The sequence below is a fragment of the Pelomonas sp. CA6 genome (assembly GCF_022549225.1).
GTDB lineage: Bacteria > Pseudomonadota > Gammaproteobacteria > Burkholderiales > Burkholderiaceae_C > Roseateles.
This window is the reverse complement of the sequence record NZ_JAKZFD010000047.1, coordinates 1-640: the sequence shown is the minus strand read 5'-3', so window position 1 is coordinate 640 and position 640 is coordinate 1. Positions and strand designations below refer to the sequence as shown.

The 640-nt window shown below is 65.2% G+C and carries 1 protein-coding gene; it reads left to right on the top strand.

Annotation, left to right across the window (positions count from 1 at the left end):
• Window positions 1-107: 107 nt before the first annotated feature.
• Window positions 108-640 (top strand): flagellar transcriptional regulator FlhC (gene flhC, locus LZ017_RS21805; protein ID WP_241399033.1); only part of this gene is annotated, 533 nt, incomplete at its 3' end.

Genomic DNA, 640 nt, shown 5'->3' with positions numbered 1-640 from the left:
CTTCCGGGGCATGGGCCCCGTCGGCCCGCGAGGGCGTTGGCTTGGGGCGGCCCGGCGCCAACGCGAAGCCGCCCAGCAATACCAAATACCTGCAAAGAGAGTCCATCATGCGCCAGAAGAGCATCCTGACCGAAGCGAAGCAGATCGAACGAGCGGTGACGCTGATCCAGCTGGGAGCGCGGCTGCAGGTGCTGGAGTCGGAGACGGACCTGAGCTATGAGCGGCTGCTGAGGCTGTACAAGGAAGTGTCGGGCAAGAGCCCGAGCAAGGGCCAGCTGCCGTTCTCGACGGACTGGTTCATGACCTGGCAGCCCAACATCCACGCCAGCCTGTTCCTGAACATCCACGAATACCTGAACAAGGTGGCGGAGCTGGACGAGATCGACACGGTGATCAAGGCCTACCAGCTGTATCTGGAGCAGACGCAGGCGCAGAGCCTGGAGCCGCTGCTGTCGGTGACGCGGGCCTGGCGCCTGGTGAAGTTCGTGGACAACGGGATGCTGACGATGACCAAGTGCAGCAAGTGCGGGGGGCATTTCGTGACGCATCCGCACGAGATCCCGCGCCACTATGTGTGCGGGCTGTGCAACCCGCCGGCGCGCGCCGGCAAGGGCCGCGCCCAGGGCGCGCTGCAGATGCA